We start from the raw sequence: 14054 nt of genomic DNA on the forward strand, positions 1-14054 counted from the left end.
GGGCCGGTGGCGGGCGGGCCGGCGGCGGCGGCGGGTGCCGGGCCGGCCGGGGTGCTGCGGGCCTGCCGGGTGACGATGGGCATCGGCATGCTGGCGATGCTGCTGGCGCTGTGAGCTGCGCGGAGGCCCTCGCGGCGGCCGGCGGGCTAGCTCGCACGGGGTCCGCGACACACACCTCGGACCAGGGTGGCGTACATCACTTCCGTCGCGCGGCCGTACCAACGAGTAGTCGTCCGCTCATAGGCTGACGCCATGATGGTCCCCCTCGCGCTGATGATTCTCGGCGTGCTGGCCGCGGCAACGGCGCCGCGGCTGATGGCCCGTTCCGACTGGCCCGACCGTGAACCGGTGCTCGCACTGTGGGTGTGGCAGTGCGTGGTCGCCGGCGTTCTGCTGTGCTGTGTGCTCGCGATGTCACTGAGCGCGGCCGCCGCCTGGGAGGCCGTCCGCAGTCCGGTGTTCAGGTTCGCCCCACGGGTGGTCGTCGAGGCGTACGCCCTCAAGGGATACGGGCCTTGGGCCGGCGTACTGGCCCTCCTCCTGGCGGGCGGCGGCGCATGGACGGCCGTCACACTGACCCGCGAGGTACGGGCGGCGCGGGCCCGCCGCCGGCAGCGCCGGGCGGATCTGCTGCTGCGCTCCCCGCTGTTGCCCGGTGAGGAGCCCCTCGGGGAGCGGCTGGTCGTCCTGGAGGGCGACCGCCCGGGGGCGTGGTGGCTACAGCACTCCTCGCCCCAACTGGTCATCACCACCTCGGCGTTGCGACGGCTGAAAGGCCGTCAGCTCGATGCGCTGATCGCCCATGAGCAGGGCCATGTGCGGGCCCGGCACGATCTGCTGCTGTACTGCGCCTCGGCGCTGGCCGTCGGCTTTCCGCAGATCCCGGTGTTCGCCGCGTTCCGCGACCAGGTGCACCGGCTGGTCGAACTCGCCGCCGACGATGTGGCCTCGCGCCGCTTCGGCCGGCTGACCATCGCCCTGGCACTGGTCGAACTCAACGAGGACCGCGGGGTGTTCGGCCCCTGCCCCGCCCAACTCGCCCAGGTACCACAGCGGGTGGACCGGCTGCTGTCCCCCGCGCCGCGCTTCACGCCGGGCCGCCGGCTGCGGATGACGGCGTACGCGGCGCTGGTGCCCGCGGTGCCGCTGCTGGTGACGTTCATCCCCGGGCTGAGCGCGCTGACGTAGGGCGCGGCCTCGCCCGTGGCGCCCGGTATCGGCGAGGATCGTCCCATGCCGCCGACGCCGCGCCCCACCGTCCGGACGTCCACCGTGGGCGACGGCCCCTTCGCCTTCGCGCCCGCTCCCCCCGCGCTGCGCCGGGCGCTGCTCCTCGCCGCTCTCTTCACCCTGCTGCTCACCCTGGTCGTCCTGCGCTGGGGCCCGTTGCTGTCCCTGGACGCGGCCGTGACCGGCGCGCTGCACCGTACGGCGGTCGCCGCGCCCGGCTGGACCCGCCTCAACCGGGTGCTCACCGACTGGGTGTGGGATCCGTGGACGATGCGCGTGGTGCTCGCGGCGGCGGTCGGTCTGCTCGTACGGCGGGGTGCGCGGCTGCTCGGTGTCTGGGTGGCGGCCACCGCGCTCGCCGGTACGGGGCTGCAACAGGGGCTGAAGGCGGTGGTGGGCCGGGCGCGCCCCGTCTGGCCGGATCCGGTGGACTCCGCGCACTACGCGGCGTTCCCCTCGGGGCACGCGATGTCGGTGCTGGTCGCGGGCGCCCTGGTGCTCTGGCTGCTGCGGCTGCACGGGGCGCGCCCGTTGTGGCGGTGGACGGCCCGTACGGTGGTCGTGGTCTCGGTCGTCGGCGTCGGCTTCACCCGGGTGTATCTGGGCGTGCACTGGCCGTCGGACGTCGTCGGCGGCTGGCTGCTGGGCGGCGCCCTGGTGGCCGGGGCGGCAGCGGCGTACCACGGCTGTGTAAGGGCTGTCCCGTAATCCCTGGTGGAGCAGCGCACGGCGTCAGATGCACTGCACTCGCTGCGCTCGCTCCGTCTCGGCTCTTGCCTTCGTGCCCTGGATGCCGAGCTGCATCGCAAGGCGGAGGGACGTCCGGATACTGGGCGTATCCGGATATTCCGACAACGCGGCGTGGGGGCACCTCCCAGCGTTAGCTGGGGGAGTGCCGTAGCTGTCGTCGTGCGCCCGCCAGGGATTACGGGACAGCCCTTACCGCGGACGGATCGGCCCGGCGCCGTGCGCGGGGCAGGATGGCCGTCATGACCACGATCGAGGGTGTGCTCTTCGACTTCTCCGGGACCCTGCTGCGGATCGAGTCCGCCGAGTCCTGGCTGCGCGCGGCCCTGTCCGCGTCCGGCACGGACATGGACGAGGCGGAGATCGCCCGCCGGGCGGCCGAGCTGGAACGGGCCGGCGCGTTGCCCGGCGGCTCCTCGCCCGTCGAGATCCCCGCCGGCCTGGCCGGCCTGTGGGAGATCCGCGACCGCGACGCCCGCCACCACCGCGCGGTGTACACCGGCCTGGCCCGCCAAGTCCCGCTCCCCCGGCCGGAGTTGTACGACGCGCTCTACGACCGCCATATGACGGCGGACGCCTGGCACCCCTACCCGGACGCCGCCGGGGTGCTGGCGGAACTGCACCGGCGCGGCACCCGGATCGGCGTACTGAGCAATATCGGCTGGGATCTGCGGCCGGTGCTGCGGGCGCACGGTCTGGACCGCTATGTGGACTGCTGTGTGCTGTCCTACGAGCAGGGCATCCAGAAGCCGGACCCGCGGCTCTTCGCCGTCGCCTGCCGGGAGTTGGGGCTGGATCCGTCCGCCGTGCTGATGGTGGGCGACGACCGCACGGCGGACGGCGGGGCCACGGCGCTGGGCTGCGCCTTCATGTGGGTGGACCATCTGCCGGTGGACCGGCGCCCGGACGGCCTGCGCCCGGTGCTGGACCTCGTGGGCTGAGGGTTCGGGCGCCGGGCGGGGTCAGTCCGCCGCCCGCAGAGCCAGCCATTGCTGGAGCTCGACGAGGTTGCCTTCGGGGTCCTTGAGGTGGGCGACCCGCATCCGGTCCGTCATCGGGGCCGGGCCGTGGGCGAGGACGGCGCCGCGCGCGGTGATCTCCGCGCAGTAACTGTCGAGGTCGTCGACCCGCAGGACGACAAGGGACCGGTATCCGGCCGGCGCCGCCGACAGCTCACCGAGGACCTGGCCCATCTGTGCGCGCCCCTGCAACGCGATACCCGCGGAGCCGCCATCACAGCTGAACTTCGCATACGGGCCGTCCTCGGCCTCGAACTGCGGCTTCAGCCCCAGGACATCCTGGTAGAAGCGGTAACAGCCGCGGAAGTCGGTGACCAGCAGGCGGATCTGGGCGAGTTCCATCGATACCCCCGTGAGATGTCGTACGTGCGCTGCCGGACCGACGCTACCTCCGACGGCGGCCGCCCGCTCGCGCAGTGTCGCGAAGTCCGCCCGGCGGCGGAAACGAAGCCGCCCCGGCCGGGCGAAGTGCCGGCCGGGGCGGAACGGGGTTGGTGCGCTGACGCGTCAGGCGAGGGTCGCGAGGGCCTGGTTGAAGGTCTTCGACGGACGCATGACGGCCGAGGCCTTCTCGGCGTCGGGCCGGTAGTAGCCGCCGATGTCGACCGGCGAGCCCTGGACCGCGATCAGCTCGTCGACGATGGTCTGCTCCTGCTCGGCGAGCGCCTTGGCGAGCGGGGCGAACGCCTCGGCAAGCTTGACATCGTCGGTCTGCTTCGCCAGCTCCTGCGCCCAGTACAGCGCGAGGTAGAAGTGGCTGCCGCGGTTGTCGATGCCACCCAGCTTGCGGCTGGGCGACCTGTTCTCGTTGAGGAAGGCGCCGGTCGCCCGGTCGAGGGTGTCGGCGAGCACCTGGGCGCGCGCGTTGCCCGTCTTCTGGGCGAGGTGCTCGAAGCTGACCGCGAGCGCGAGGAACTCACCCAGGCTGTCCCAGCGGAGGTAGTCCTCCTTGACGAGCTGCTGGACGTGCTTGGGTGCGGAGCCGCCGGCGCCGGTCTCGAACAGGCCGCCGCCGTTCATCAGCGGGACGACCGAGAGCATCTTGGCGCTGGTGCCGAGCTCCAGGATCGGGAACAGGTCGGTCAGGTAGTCGCGCAGCACGTTGCCGGTGACCGAGATCGTGTCCTCGCCGCGGCGGATGCGGTCGAGGGAGAACTTGATCGCGTGCACCGGGGCCATGATCTCGATCTGCAGGCCGTCGGTGTCGTGCTCGGCGAGGTACGCCTTGACCTTCTGGATCAGCTGCGCGTCGTGCGCGCGGTCCTCGTCGAGCCAGAACACCGCCGGGTCGCCGGTCGCGCGGGCGCGGGTGACGGCGAGCTTGACCCAGTCGCGGATCGGCAGGTCCTTGGTCTGGCACATCCGGAAGATGTCGCCGGCGCCCACGGCCTGCTCGAGCACGACGTTGCCGTTGTCGTCGAGGACCCGCACGGTGCCCGTGGTGGGGATCTCGAAGGTCTTGTCGTGGCTGCCGTACTCCTCGGCCTTCTGCGCCATCAGGCCGACGTTCGGCACCGAGCCCATGGTCGAGGGGTCGTAGGCGCCGTGCGCGCGGCAGTCGTCGAGGACGACCTGGTAGATGCCGGCGTAGCTGCTGTCGGGGAGCACCGCGAGGGTGTCGTGCTCCTGGCCGTCGGGGCCCCACATGTGGCCGGAGGTGCGGATCATGGCCGGCATGGAGGCGTCGACGATGACATCGCTCGGTACGTGCAGGTTGGTGATGCCGCGGTCGGAGTCGACCATCGCCAGGTCGGGGCCCTCGGCGAGCTCGGCCTCGAAGGACGCCTTGATCTTCGCGCCCTCGGGCAGCGACTCCAGGCCCTTGAGGATGCCGCCGAGACCGTCGTTCGGGGTCAGGCCGGCGGCGGCGAGGGTCTCGCCGTGCTCGGCGAAGGTCTTCGGGAAGAAGGCCCGCACCACGTGGCCGAAGATGATCGGGTCGGAGACCTTCATCATCGTGGCCTTCAGGTGCACCGAGAACAGCACGCCCTCGGCCTTGGCGCGGGCGACCTGCGCGGTGAGGAACTCACGCAGCACGGCGACGCGCATGACGGATGCGTCGACGACCTCGCCCTCCAGGACGGGGACCGACTCGCGCAGGACGGTGGTGCTGCCGTCGTCGCCGGAGAGCTCGATGCGCAGCGAGCCGGGCCGGGCGATGACCGCGGACTTCTCGGTGGAGCGGAAGTCGTCGTTGTCCATGTGCGCGACGTTGGTCTTCGAGCCGGCCGACCACTCGCCCATACGGTGCGGGTGCGCCTTGGCGTAGTTCTTCACCGACGCCGGGGCGCGGCGGTCGGAGTTGCCCTCGCGCAGCACCGGGTTGACGGCGCTGCCCTTGACCTTGTCGTAGCGGGCGCGGATGTCGCGCTCCTCGTCGGTCTTCGGGTCGTCCGGGTAGTCCGGCAGCGCGTAGCCCTGCTCCTGCAGCTCGGCGATCGCGGCCTTGAGCTGCGGGATCGACGCCGAGATGTTCGGCAGCTTGATGATGTTGGCCTCGGGGGTCTTGGCCAGCTCACCGAGCTCGGCGAGGGCGTCGTCGATGCGCTGGCCCTCCTCGAGACGCTCGGGGAAGCTCGCGATGATGCGCCCGGCCAGGGAGATGTCACGGGTCTCCACGCTGACGCCGGCCGTCGACGCGTATGCCTGGACCACAGGCAAGAACGAATACGTCGCCAGGGCCGGGGCCTCGTCAGTGTGGGTGTAGATGATGGTCGAGTCAGTCACCGGGTGCTCCGCTCCACGTCTGCAACATTGCTCGACATCAAGATATCTCGTGAGCGACCTCCGTTCGACAGGGGCCCGCCCCGGGCAAAACCGGAGGAACCCGTTCCGACCCGATCCGACCGGGAAAAACCGGTTGCCCGCCGAGCGCGCCCGCTGCGTACGCCGAAGACACATCGACCCTCTCCTACCGGCGGCTGCGCGGCGAGCCGGCGGCGCAGACCGGGCGGGCGCTGGTGCCTCCGGTGTGACCCGCGGCGAGGGCGTAATGGAGTGTGGCTTCGACCGGTATCAGCCGGTCCGGGGCGCGATCCCGACCCGGCCGCGTACGGACCGTGATCCGCTCCATCGCAAGGAGTATCTGCTCCAGGTCGTGCGGCGGGTTGCCGGGCGCCGGGATGATGCGTGATCGTCGCGGCGGACGCCCGGTATCGATCCCGCACGGGCCGCACGCCAGGAGGCATTGCACGCCATGACCACCACCGCCTATCTCGACGCGCTCTTCTCCCTCGCCGGCCGCACCGCCCTGGTCACCGGGGGCAGTTCCGGTATCGGCCGGGCCATCGCCGAGGCGCTGGGCCGCGCCGGGGCCGAGGTGGTGCTGCTGGCCCGGCGCGCGGAGCCACTGCGGGCGGCCACCGCGGAGCTGCGTGCGGCGGGCTGTACGGCGGACTGGCTCGCTGCCGACCTGGGCGACCGGGACGCGGTAGGCCAGGGAGCCGAGGAGATGGTGCGGCGGCACGGCGAGCCCGACATCCTCGTCAATGCCGCCGGGGTCAACCCCCGTCCACCGATGGGCGATCTGACCACGCCCGACTGGGATCGCACGATGGCCGTCAACCTGGAAGCGCCGTTTCTGCTCGGGCAGCGCTTCGGGCCCGGTATGGCGGAGCGCGGCTGGGGGCGGATCATCCATATCGCCTCGCAGCAGGCGGTCCGGGCGTTCGGCAACAGCGGTGCGTACGGGGTGTCCAAGGCGGGGCTGGCGGCGCTGGCCCGCTCCCAGGCGGAGGCCTGGTCGCGGCACGGCGTGAGCGTCAATGCGCTGGCGCCCGGCTTCGTGCGTACCCCGCTGAACGAGGCCGTGTTCGCCGACGCCGGGCGCACCGAGGCGATGGCGCGCCGGACGATGGCCGGGCGCAACGGCGAACTGGACGACTTCGCGGGCGCGGCGGTGTTCCTGGCCGGTCCGGGGGCGGCGTATGTGACCGGGCAGACGGTGTTCGTGGACGGTGGGTTCTCGGTGACGTGACCGGCCGGCAGCCCGCCGATTACTGAACCACAATTCAGCAACAGATCCGTTGACACGGCCGCCGACCGCTCCAGATACTGACTCGCGGTTCAGTTATTTCCCGCGCCGCCGCCCGCCTGGAGGCACCATGTCCGCGCTCCCCACCGAACTGGTCCCGCTCACCCCCGAACAGTCCGACATCATCGACCTCGCCCGTGCCTTCGCCCGCGACGAGATCCGCCCGCGGGCCCGCGCCGTCGACGAGGCGGACACCGTCACCCCGTGGGACCTGTGGCGCTCCGCCGCCGAGGTCGGCATCACCGGATTCATGCTCCCCGAGGAGTACGGAGGCGGCGGCTTCACCGATGTCTTCAGCCAGGTCCTGGTCCAGGAGGAGCTGTGCGTCGGCGACCTCGGCATCGGCAATCTGCTCTGCTCCAACGGGTTCTTCGCCGACCCGGTGCTCGCCCTCGGCACCAAGGAGCAGCAGCACACCTGGCTCACCCCGCTCGCCGGGCCCGGCACCCCGATGACCGCGCTTGCCACCACCGAGCCGGGTGCCGGCTCGGACGCCGCAGGCATCACCACCACCGCGACCCCCGTCGACGGCGGCTATCTGCTGAGCGGCCAGAAGGCCTGGATCTCCAACGCGGGCGAGGCCGAGCAGTACGTCGTCTTCGCCAAGACCGACCCCGCCCTGCGCTCCCGGGGCGTGACGGCGTTTCTGCTCCGCAAGGACACCGAAGGCGTCACCTTCGGCGAGCCGATGCGCAAGATGGGCCAGCGGGCCATCGTCTGCCGGGAGATCTTCTTCGAGGACGCCTTTGTGCCCGCCGAGCAGCGCCTGGGCGACGAAGGCCAGGGGTTCCGCGGTCTGATGCGCACCTTCGACATCTCCCGCACGGTGCTGGGCGCCGCCGCGACGGGCGTGGCCCGGGCCGCGTACGAGTACGCCGTCGAGTACGCCCGTACGCGCACCCAGTTCGGCAAGCCGATCATCGAGCACCAGGCCGTCGCCTTCCGTCTCGCGGACATGCGGACGCGGCTGGAACAGGCCCGGCTGATGACCTGGCGCGCCGCCAAGCGGCTGGACGCCGGTCTGGAGGCGACGACCGAGGCCGCGATGGCGAAGCTGACGGCCTCGGAGACCGCCGCCTACTGCACCTGGGCCGCGGTGCAGACGCTCGGCGGCTGGGGGTACTCGCGCGAGTACCCGGTCGAGCAGTGGATGCGCGACGCCCGGCTGGAGGAGATCGAGGAAGGCACCTCGGACATCATGCGGCTCGTCATCGGGCGGGGACTGTGAGGGGATGCGGCACCGGGACGGGCTCCTCGGTGCTCACCGGCGGGGAGGCGCTCGTCCGGGCGCTGGCCGCCCATGGCACCGACCTCGCCTTCGGCATCCCCGGCACCCACAACCTGGAGATCTACCGCCATCTCGCGCCGTACGGCATCCGGCACCTCGCGCCCCGCCACGAGCAGGGCGCCGGCTATGCCGCCGACGGCTACGCCCGTGCCACCGGCCGCCCCGGAGTCGCGATCACCACCACCGGGCCCGCCCTGCTGAACATCGCGGCCGCGGTCGGCCAGGCGTACTCCGACAGCGTTCCGCTGCTGGTCGTCTCCCCCGGTATGCCGCTGCGCCACCCTCGACTGGCCACCGGGATGCTGCACGAAATGCCCAGCCAGACCGAGGCGTTCCGGCATATCACCGCCTTCAGCCATCGGGTCTCCTCGGTCGAGGAGATCGGTGCGGCCGTCGCCCGCGCCTTCACACTGTTCCGTACGCAGCGGCCCCGCCCCGTCCATATCGAGGTACCGCTCGATCTGCTGACGGCCGCCGAACCGGCTGGCGCGCCCCGAGTGGCGCCACCGCATCTGCCGGTCCGCCCACGGCCGGAGGCGCTCCGGGAGGCGGCCGAGGCGCTGCGCCGGGCGCGCCGTCCCGCTCTGGTGCTCGGCGGCGGCGCCCACGGGGCGGGGGCCGAGGCGCTGGCACTGGCCGAGCGGCTGGGCGCGGCGGTGGCGACGACCGCGAACGGCAAGGGGGCCTTCCCGGAGTCCCATCCGCGCGCGCTCGGCGTCCGGCTGCACACCCCGGCCGTGCAGAAGTGGCTGGCCGGCAGCGACGCCGTCCTCGCCGTCGGCACCGAACTCGCCGAGTCCGACCTGTGGTCCGCCCCGCCCGCGCTCACCGGCACCCTGATCCGGGTCGATATCGACCCGGCGCAGATGTACGCGGTGCTGCCCGCGGACATTGCGCTGGTCGGCGAGGCGCGGGAGACGCTGCGGGCGCTGTTGGACGAACTGCCCCGCGTGCGGGACGAGGACGGCTCCACCACCGCCCCCGCCCCCGTGGACGCCGCCGCGCTGCGCGCCGAGGCCGACGCGGGGACGGCCGGCGGGCGCGACGGGCGCCGGCTGCCGTTCCTCGCCGCGATCCGGTCCGTCCTCCCGCCCGGGGCCGTGCTGACCTCCGACAGCGCGCAGTGCTGCTACTACGGCGCGCTGCCGCACCTGCCCGTCGACCCGCCCGGCCGCTACCTCCACCCCACCGGATTCGGCACCCTGGGCTATGCGTTGCCCGCCGCCATCGGCGCCAAAGCGGGCGCCCCCGAGCGGCCGGTCGTCGCGCTCAGCGGGGACGGCGGATTCCAGTTCACCGTCCAGGAACTGGCCACCGCGGCCGGCCTGGCGCTGCCGCTGCCGGTCGTGGTCTTCGACAACGGCGGCTACGGGGAGATCCGCGACGAGATGGCCGCCCGCGGCGACGCCCCCGTGGCCGTCGACCATCCGCCGCTCGACCTGGGCGCACTGGCCCGCGCGTACGGCGGACACGGCGCCCGCGCGACCACCCCCGCCGCGCTCGCCGAAGCCCTGCGCACCGCCCTGACCGTGCCGGGCCCCACCGTGATCACCGTCCCCGAGCCGGCGGACCACCGCGAACCGGCCCACCCCACCGAGGAGACCGACCTGTGAGTGCGAACGGCACCGCCCCGCTGATCTCCCTGACCTGGACCGACCAGGTCACCGGCCACCGCGGCCACCTCGTCATCGACCGGCTGGTACGCGGGGTGTCCAGCGGCGGGCTGCGGATGCGCGCGGGCTGCACCCTCGAAGAGGTCACCGGGCTCGCCCGCGGGATGACCATGAAGGAGGCGCTGCACTACGACCCAGACGCCCGCTATATCCCGCTCGGCGGCGCCAAGGGCGGCATCGACTGCGATCCGCACGCCCCGGAGGCCTATGGCGTACTGACCCGCTATCTGCGGGCGATGCGCCCGTACATCGAGCAGTTCTGGACGACCGGGGAGGACCTGGGGCTGACCCAGGACCTGGTCGACAAGGCGGCCGCCGAGGCCGGTCTGGTCTCCTCCATCCAGGCCGTCTATCCGCTGCTGGACGACGAGCGCGCGGCCCGGCAGCGGCTCGCCGACGCCTTCGCCGTCGAGGTCGACGGCATCGGGCTGGACGAGCTGGCCGGCGGCTGCGGGGTCGCCGAGGCGGTGCTGGCGACGCTGGACCGGGCCGGGACCCCGTACGCCGGAACCCGGGTCGCCCTCCAGGGGCTGGGCACGATGGGGGGCGCCACCGCACGGTTCCTGGCGCGGGCGGGGCTGCGGATCGTGGCCGTCGCCGATGTGAAGGGGACCGTCGCCAACCCCGGCGGACTGGACGTCGAGGCGCTGCTGCGCGGCCGGGACGCGTTCGGCGCGATGGACCGTACGGCGCTGCGTCCCGGTGATGTCGAACTGCCCCCGGAGGCCTGGCTGTCCGCGGACGCCGAGGTGCTCGTCCCGGCGGCGGTGTCGTACTGCGTGACCGCCGCCAACCAGGCGCGGATCACCGCCCGTTGGATCGTGGAGGCGGCCAATATGCCGGTGGTGCCCAAGGCCGAGGCGCTGCTTGCCGCCCGCGGGATCACCGTACTGCCGGACGTGGTCGTCAACTCCGGTACCAACGCCTGGTGGTGGTGGACGCTCTTCGGCGACATCGGCGCGGACGCGGACGAGGCCTTCGCGCATATACGCCGCTCGATGCGGGCGCTGATCGACCGGATGCTGGCGCGCGCCGCGGCCGACGGCAGCACTCCGCGCGCGGCCGCGCATGCGCTGGTCACCGACCGGCTGCCGGAGATCGCCGCACGCTACGGAAGCCACCGGTGACCGGCCGGCCGTCCGACGGCCCCTGGGAGCCGCTGTTCGACCCGCGCAGCGTCGCGGTCGTCGGGGCGTCCGACAACCCGCAGAAGTGGGGCTACTGGCTCGCCGCCGGGGCGCTGACCGGCCGGCACCGCCGCAGTGTCCATCTCGTCAACCGGCGCGGCGGCAGCCTCCAGGGCGTGCCCTTCCTCCCTGGTCTGGACGCGCTGCCCGGTGCTCTTGAGCACATCGTTGTCGCGGTACCGCCGTCCGGCGTCCGTCAGGTCGTCGTCGACGGGGTGGCCGCGGGGGCCCGCTGGTTCACCGTCATCACCTCGGGGGCCGGTGCGGCGGCCGAGGACCGTGAGCTGGCGGCGCTGGTCACCGCGCACGGGGGACGGCTGCTCGGCCCCAACTGTATGGGTGTCGTCGACACCGGCAGCGATCTGCGGCTGACCTGGGGCGACTTCCCGCGCGGGGAGGTGGGCATGGTGTCCCAGAGCGGCAATCTCGCGCTGGAGACGGCGCGGCTGCTCGCCCGTGCGGGCCAGGGCATCTCCCGTTTCGTCTCCCTGGGCAACCAGTCTGACATCGACGCCGCCGACGCCCTGGAGGCGCTGATCCCGCATCCGGCGACCCGGGTCATCGCGGCGTATGTGGAGGACTTCCGGGACGGGCGGCGGATGGCCCGTACGCTCGGCGCCGCGCGGGCCGCGGGAAAGCCGGTGCTGCTGCTGACCGCCGGCCGCAGCGAGGCCGCCGGACGGGCCGCCGCCTCCCACACCGGCGCCCTGGTCAGCGCGCATGCCACGGTGGCGGCGGTGTGCCGGGACGCGGGCGCGCTGCTGCTGCACGGCGCGGGCGAACTCGTCGACACGGCCGTCGCGTTGCTGGCGCCCGCGCTGCCACGGGGGCGGCGGGTGGCGGTGGCCGGGGACAGTGGCGGTCAGGGCGCCCTGGCCGCGGACGCGCTGACCGCCTGCGGCCTCGACGTACCGAGCCTCTCCCTCGCCACCGCGGCGGCCGTCGCGGACCATCTGCCGCCGGGCTCCCACGCCGGCAATCCGGTCGACCTCGCCGGCGCCGGCGAGGCCGATCTCGCCAACTACGTACGGATCAGCGAGACCCTGCTCGCGAGCGGTGACGCCGATGCGGCCGTGCTGACCGGCTACTTCGGCGACTATGCGACGGCCAATCCCGCCCAGGAACGCCACGAGTGCGCGACCGCGGGTGCGCTCGCCGCCCTTGTCACGGCGCACGGCCGGCCCCTCGTGGTGCACTCGATGGCCCGTGACACCGCCGCCCTGGCCGTGCTGCGCGACCACGGCGTCCCGGTCTACGAACGGATCGAGCAGACGGCCACGGCGCTCGCCAACGCCGCCCGCTGGCGGGCGGGTTCCCCCGAGCCGCCCCCGGTGCCGCTACCGGCCGGGCGCACCGCCCCGCGCGTGCCCGACGGTACGTACGCAACGATGCGCGCGCTGCTGTGCTCCTACGGGGTGGAGTTCCCCGCGGCGGTGTTCGTCGGCACCGCCGACGAGGCCGCGCGCGCCGCCCGCCGCACCGGATATCCCGTGGTCCTCAAGGCCATGGGCCTGGCCCACAAGACGGAGGCGGGCGGCGTGGTGCTCGGCCTGCGGGACGAGGCCGCGCTGTGCGCCGCGTTCGGCGCCGTACGCGCGGCGACCGGCGCCGCGTCCTTCGCCGTCGAGGCGATGGCCGCGCCGCCGCATGCGGTCGAGCTGATCGCCGGGGTACGGCGTGACCCGGCCTTCGGCCCCGTGGTGCTGGCCGGTCTGGGCGGGGTGACCGCCGAGCTGCTCGCCGACACCGCGCTCGCCCTGGCGCCGCTCACCGTGGACCGCGCCCGCCGGCTGCTGCTCTCGCTGCGCGGCGCCCCGCTGCTGACCGGCTGGCGCGGCGCGCCGCCCGTCGATCTGGACGCCGCGGCCACGGCCCTGGTCACCCTCGGTCACGTGGCCCTCGATCACCCCGAGTTGACCGACATCGAAATCAACCCGCTGCTCGTCCACCCGGGCGGCGCCCTCGCCCTCGACGCACACGCCGTCCCGTCGGCCCCCGTCACGAAAGGCCACCACTCATGACCCCCGCCACTTCCGGATTCGACGGCCGTACCTACCTCGTGACCGGCGGCGGCAGCGGCATCGGCCGCGCCATCGCGCTCGCCCTGGGTGCGGCCGGGGCACACGTCGTCGTCGCCGGGCGCACCCCGGACAGGCTCGCGGAGACGGTCCGCCTTCTGGAGGCGGACGGCGCACAGGCGCTCGCGGTACCCACCGACGTACGCGACCCGGCGGCCGTCGACGCGCTGGTCACCCGCTCCGTGGAGCGCTTCGGCGCGCTGGACGGGCTGGTCAACAACGCCGCGGGGAACTTCGTCGCGTCCGGTATCGATCTGAGCCCCAACGGCTGGCGCGCCGTCGTCGACATCGTCCTCAACGGGTCCTTCCACTGCACCCGGGCCGTCGCCCGCAGACTCCGCGAGCAGGGCACGCCGGGATCGATCCTGTCGGTGATCGCGACCTACGCCTGGCACGGCCACCCCGGCACGGTGCACTCCGCGGCGGCCAAGGCCGGCGTGCTGGCCATGACCCGGACCCTGGCGGTCGAACTCGCCCCGCTGGGCATCCGGTTGAACTGCCTCGCCCCCGGCCCGACGGAGACCGAGGGCGCGGGCGCGGCCCTGTGGGCGACCCCGCAGGCCCGTCAGGAGGTCCTGGACAGCGTCCCGGCCGGCCGGTTCGCCGCACCCCGGGAGATCGCCGACGCCGCGCTCTTCCTGCTCGGCGAGGGAGCCTCGTACCTCACGGGCGAGTGCCTGACCGTGGACGGCGGCCAGTGGCTCGGCAAGCAGGTGTACGGGCGGAGTGCGACGGCAACGGCCTAGCTTGCCGTTCGACGTCCGAGCGGGGTCGGTTCGGCAGGGCGGGCGTGCGGTCC

At 73.3% G+C, this 14054-nt stretch carries 11 protein-coding genes; 9 read left to right on the forward strand and 2 right to left on the reverse strand.

Going from position 1 to position 14054, the window contains the following annotated elements; genetic code table 11:
* Positions 1-252 precede the first annotated feature (252 nt).
* The 3 genes from DY245_RS20045 to DY245_RS20055 all read left to right on the forward strand — a co-directional run bounded on the left by DY245_RS20045 (position 253) and on the right by DY245_RS20055 (position 2918).
* Positions 253-1188, forward strand: coding sequence for a M56 family metallopeptidase (locus DY245_RS20045; RefSeq protein WP_128508627.1), 936 nt, complete (start codon positions 253-255; stop codon positions 1186-1188).
* 45 nt (positions 1189-1233) lie between these two features.
* A complete protein-coding gene (locus DY245_RS20050; protein WP_128508628.1) occupies positions 1234-1938 on the forward strand; it encodes a phosphatase PAP2 family protein in 705 nt (234 codons plus the stop codon).
* 281 nt (positions 1939-2219) lie between these two features.
* Positions 2220-2918 carry an HAD family hydrolase gene (locus DY245_RS20055; RefSeq protein ID WP_128508629.1) on the forward strand — a complete coding sequence of 233 codons (699 nt, stop codon included), beginning with the start codon at positions 2220-2222 and terminating at the stop codon, positions 2916-2918.
* Between the two features lie 21 nt (positions 2919-2939).
* Here DY245_RS20055 and DY245_RS20060 read toward each other — a convergent pair whose 3' ends face one another.
* Together DY245_RS20060 and DY245_RS20065 are read right to left on the reverse strand one after the other, a co-directional pair.
* A complete protein-coding gene (locus DY245_RS20060) occupies positions 2940-3338 on the reverse strand; it encodes a VOC family protein (RefSeq protein ID WP_128508630.1) in 399 nt (132 codons plus the stop codon).
* A gap of 165 nt (positions 3339-3503) precedes the next feature.
* Complete coding sequence (locus DY245_RS20065; RefSeq protein WP_128508631.1) at positions 3504-5723, reverse strand: NADP-dependent isocitrate dehydrogenase; 2220 nt, start codon at positions 5721-5723, stop codon at positions 3504-3506.
* Between the two features lie 469 nt (positions 5724-6192).
* Here DY245_RS20065 and DY245_RS20070 point away from each other — a divergent pair, with 469 nt between their 5' ends.
* The 6 genes from DY245_RS20070 to DY245_RS20095 all read left to right on the forward strand — a co-directional run bounded on the left by DY245_RS20070 (position 6193) and on the right by DY245_RS20095 (position 14001).
* Complete coding sequence (locus DY245_RS20070; protein ID WP_128508632.1) at positions 6193-6972, forward strand: SDR family NAD(P)-dependent oxidoreductase; 780 nt, start codon at positions 6193-6195, stop codon at positions 6970-6972.
* 127 nt (positions 6973-7099) lie between these two features.
* Entirely contained in the window at positions 7100-8257 is a 1158-nt protein-coding gene (locus DY245_RS20075) for an acyl-CoA dehydrogenase family protein (RefSeq protein ID WP_128508633.1), read from the forward strand.
* 29 nt (positions 8258-8286) lie between these two features.
* A complete protein-coding gene (locus DY245_RS20080) occupies positions 8287-9930 on the forward strand; it encodes a 5-guanidino-2-oxopentanoate decarboxylase (RefSeq protein WP_128508634.1) in 1644 nt (547 codons plus the stop codon).
* On the forward strand, positions 9927-11117 hold the full coding sequence (locus DY245_RS20085) for a Glu/Leu/Phe/Val dehydrogenase dimerization domain-containing protein (protein WP_128508635.1): 1191 nt from the start codon (positions 9927-9929) through the stop codon (positions 11115-11117). Before DY245_RS20080 ends, DY245_RS20085 begins: the two co-directional genes overlap by 4 nt.
* Positions 11114-13198 (forward strand): acetate--CoA ligase family protein, encoded by a 2085-nt coding sequence (locus tag DY245_RS20090; protein ID WP_244943151.1) that lies wholly within the window; start codon positions 11114-11116, stop codon positions 13196-13198. Before DY245_RS20085 ends, DY245_RS20090 begins: the two co-directional genes overlap by 4 nt.
* Positions 13195-14001, forward strand: coding sequence for an SDR family oxidoreductase (locus tag DY245_RS20095; RefSeq protein WP_128508636.1), 807 nt, complete (start codon positions 13195-13197; stop codon positions 13999-14001). Before DY245_RS20090 ends, DY245_RS20095 begins: the two co-directional genes overlap by 4 nt.
* Positions 14002-14054: the final 53 nt, after the last annotated feature.

Origin of the sequence: Streptomyces inhibens (assembly GCF_003389455.1) — a bacterium.
Lineage (GTDB): Bacteria > Actinomycetota > Actinomycetes > Streptomycetales > Streptomycetaceae > Streptomyces > Streptomyces inhibens.

Bases quoted from the DNA above. Each gene is read 5' to 3' on its own strand.
- DY245_RS20045 (WP_128508627.1), top strand. From the start codon at position 253: ATGATGGTCCCCCTCGCGCTGATGATTCTCGGCGTGCTGGCCGCGGCA.
- DY245_RS20050 (WP_128508628.1), top strand. From the start codon at position 1,234: ATGCCGCCGACGCCGCGCCCCACCGTCCGGACGTCCACCGTGGGCGAC.
- DY245_RS20055 (WP_128508629.1), top strand. From the start codon at position 2,220: ATGACCACGATCGAGGGTGTGCTCTTCGACTTCTCCGGGACCCTGCTG.
- DY245_RS20060 (WP_128508630.1), bottom strand. From the start codon at position 3,338: ATGGAACTCGCCCAGATCCGCCTGCTGGTCACCGACTTCCGCGGCTGT.
- DY245_RS20070 (WP_128508632.1), top strand. From the start codon at position 6,193: ATGACCACCACCGCCTATCTCGACGCGCTCTTCTCCCTCGCCGGCCGC.
- DY245_RS20075 (WP_128508633.1), top strand. From the start codon at position 7,100: ATGTCCGCGCTCCCCACCGAACTGGTCCCGCTCACCCCCGAACAGTCC.
- DY245_RS20095 (WP_128508636.1), top strand. From the start codon at position 13,195: ATGACCCCCGCCACTTCCGGATTCGACGGCCGTACCTACCTCGTGACC.